This is a genomic window from Phytoactinopolyspora endophytica, from assembly GCF_004138495.1.
Classification (GTDB): Bacteria; Actinomycetota; Actinomycetes; order Jiangellales; family Jiangellaceae; genus Phytoactinopolyspora; species Phytoactinopolyspora endophytica.
In genome coordinates this window covers 78,100-81,335 of the sequence record NZ_ML142856.1, presented here as the reverse complement: position 1 = coordinate 81,335, position 3,236 = coordinate 78,100, and the positions used below count along the sequence as shown (strand labels likewise).

The window sequence follows — 3,236 nt, the reverse complement described above, 5'->3', positions numbered from 1 at the left end:
GCTCCGTTCCCCGCCCCCCTATAAGGGAGCGGAGCGTCCACCGTGAACGGCGAGCCGTGTCTGACCGGCACTTTCCATGATTGATGAGATCGCGCGTGCTGATCGGCCCCTCCGGGGCCTCCTTCACAGTGAGGGTGTCACCGTTAGCGGTAGCGGCTGCATCCTTCTCCAGGGAAAGTGACGCTCCGCTCTCGACCCCTAGAAGTGAGCGGAGCGTCACACCTTCCTGCGATGTCCCTGGTCACAGTTGTGTGAAGTTCCTTTGATCATCAAGATCCCCCGTTCGGGCTCTGTCGTACAGTGATCGCCGCTGGCACTGTGGTGTGAGCTGTCCGCTTCGGAATATCGGACGGCGCAGGCTGCTGTCACGGCAGTTTCAGTACGTCCGGGGTGGGACCGGCGGGTCAGGGGCGAGGGGAGCCTATTTGATGGTGGACGGTGTTCGAGGCAGCACTCTGGTGGGTCGGACGGACGAGCTGCGGATGGGCTGTGACCTCGTCGATGCGCTGCTTGCAGGCCGTGGTGGCTCGATGGTCATCACGGGCTCGTCCGGCGTCGGCAAGACGGCCTTGGCGCGTGCGATCGCGGCGGAGGCGCAGAGTCCGCGTTACGACGCCGCCCGGATCGCCGTGTCGATGGTCACGGCCGCCGAGTCGGAACGTGACTGGCCGTATTCCGGGCTGCACCTCGTGGTGTCCGGGATGGTCGGAGCGTTGTCGCCGGGTGATCAGCCGGGCGTGGAGACATTGGTGGCCGAACTGTTCGGCCGGCTCGATGAGGCGTCCGGGCCACGTGAGGTCGCGATGGAGCTGCTGCCCTTGATCGGTGCGATGGAACAGCCAGTGCTGGCCGCGGTCGACGACGCCCAGTTCCTGGATGCCCGCTCCCACGAGGCGCTGGGCATCATCGCACGTCGGCTGGGAGCGTTATCGCTCACATTGGTCGTGGTCGGTGAGTGGAGCGCCGGTTCGGCACCCGTCCTGGACGGCCTTCCGACCCTGCGGCTGCGTGAGCTCGCGTCTGAAGATGTCGTGGATCTCCTGCAAGGCGCATACCCGGACATGGCGGGGACGGTGGCCGAGGAGCTCGGTTCCCGGGCCGGAGGTAACCCACGGACCCTGCTGGATGTAGCGGATCGGCTGTCGCCGGAGCAACGCCGTGGCCAGATCACATTGGATCGTTACCTCCCGACGTCTACGGCGGTACGGGATATGGTCCTGGCTGAGCTCGATGAGCTGAACGACGGCCAGCGGTTCGCGTTGCTGGTGGCCGCGGCCAGCGAGGACGATCGGATCGGGCCCGTGCTGACCGCATCTGCCGATGAGGCCGGTGACGTCGGACAGTGGCTGCTCAGCCGGCACTTGGAGGCGTCCGACGGCTCGTATCGGTGGCGAAGGCCGGCGGTCGGCTGGATCGCCTGGCGGGCGTCGAACCTCGACGAGCGCCGTCGGGTACATGAGCGGCTCGCCGAGGCCTACGACGGACTGGACGCCGAGCGCGTGTCATGGCATCGGGCCGGTGCCCAGGACGAGCCCGATGAGGACCTGGCAGCGGAGTTGGAGCAAGCGTCGCGTGAGCTCCGGCAACGCGGCGAGCTCGCGCGGTCCTACCTGTTCGCCCGTGAATCCGTACGGTTGACCGCGGGCTCCCGAAAGCGCGTGGAACGTTCGCTGTCGACCGGGAAGCTGGCAGCGTTCGCCGGACGGGCCGACGAGGCGATGCGCATCGCCCGGGAACGCAACCGAGCCGACGTCTCCGGTGAACAGGGCGCGGAGCTTGCACTGCTGGAGGTGCGAGCTCACCTCATCGATGACGGACATGTGCCAACGGACCTGATCGAGGTTCACGCCGATGCGTTGATGGACACCGATCCGGATCGTGCGGCACAGTTCTGGCTGGTCGGCGCGGCCGGCTTCGCGGACCGGCTCGAACTGGACGACGCCGTGGACTACCTGACCCGCGTCGAACGGCATCTGCCGCTGCTCTGTCCGGACACAGTGGGTAGCTACCGGAGGATCACGGCCTGGATCGCGGCACTGTCCGGTGAGTTCGATCGAGCTGCGATGTTGATCGAGGCGGACGGACCCGCGTCGGGCGTCTTCGCCGAGGCGGACCGATGTCTCCGGCACGCCATGGTGCTGACCCGCGCGGAAAGGTTCGACGAGGCCCGCCGGCTGCTACAGATCATCACCGAGCAGCGACGCTTCGGCGACTCGTCGGCCGTCGTGGGCAATGCCTGGTCAGTGGCGGGGGTGCTGGAGATCCGTGCGGGCCGGCTGGCTGCGGCCAAGAAGGCGGCGGAGTCGTGGCGGCGGGTCGTCGGGCCGCATCCTCCGCACCAAGGCAGGATCCCGGCGTACATGATCCGTGCGCACGCGCTCATGGGGGACGTCGAAGCCGCACTGCAATGCCAAGAGGCGGCGCAGACGCTGGCACGGGACCGTGGTGACTGGTGGACCAGGGCCTTGGTGCAGTCCGAGTCCGGGGCGATGTACCTGCGGCTCAACCAGCTCGACGAGGCGATGTCCGCGCTGGAGCGAGCGCGGCACTACGCGCTCGCCTGCGACGATCCGTCGGTGTTGGCGACCGAGCCGGACTTCATCGAGGCATGTGTACAGCGTGGCGACCTCGAGCGTGCCCGGGCCGCCTTGGCGGCCTATGAGGCCCGCGCATCCCGCGTCCCCACCTCGTGGGCCCGACACACCGTCGCCCGTTGCCGCGCCTTGGTGGCCGAGGGCGAGGAGTCCGTGGAGTTGTTCGCGGTGGCCGCGCAGACCTGCTCCGATTCGGCGTCGCCGGTGGAGCTCGCTCGCACCCAGCTGTGCTGCGGTGAGCGGCTCGGCGAGCTGGGCCGCCATCCGGAGGCAGTGGAATGGCTGCATCGCGCCATCGTGCTGGCAACGGAGTCGGGCGCGACGGGCCTGGCCACCCGAGCGCAAGAGGAGCTGGGATCGGTTGCGCGTGGTGTGCTTGCGATCCCGCGCCAGCGGCGCGCGCTGGATCCGCTGACAGAGAGCGAGCGACGCCTGGTCGCGCTGGTCGTGGCGGGGCGGCGGAACCGCGAGATCGCCGCTGAGCTGTTCGTCTCCGTACGCACCGTAGAGACGCACCTGGGCAAGATCTACCGGAAGCTGGGTGTGCGGTCGCGGGCGGAGCTGGCCGGCATGGCCGTGGCCGCCCACGCGTCGTCCGACGGCACAGACGAGTCGAGCCGGGATTGATGGAAACCGCTTACG

At 68.3% G+C, this 3,236-nt stretch carries 1 protein-coding gene; it reads left to right on the top strand.

Annotated features, from left to right (window positions below):
* Window positions 1–428 precede the first annotated feature (428 nt).
* Window positions 429–3,221, top strand: a complete 2,793-nt coding sequence (locus ELR45_RS16665; protein WP_129667411.1) for a LuxR family transcriptional regulator — start codon at window positions 429–431, stop codon at window positions 3,219–3,221.
* Window positions 3,222–3,236: the final 15 nt, after the last annotated feature.

Excerpts from the sequence above, each read along its gene's own strand:
- ELR45_RS16665 (WP_129667411.1), top strand. The coding sequence starts at position 429 with ATGGTGGACGGTGTTCGAGGCAGCACTCTGGTGGGTCGGACGGACGAG.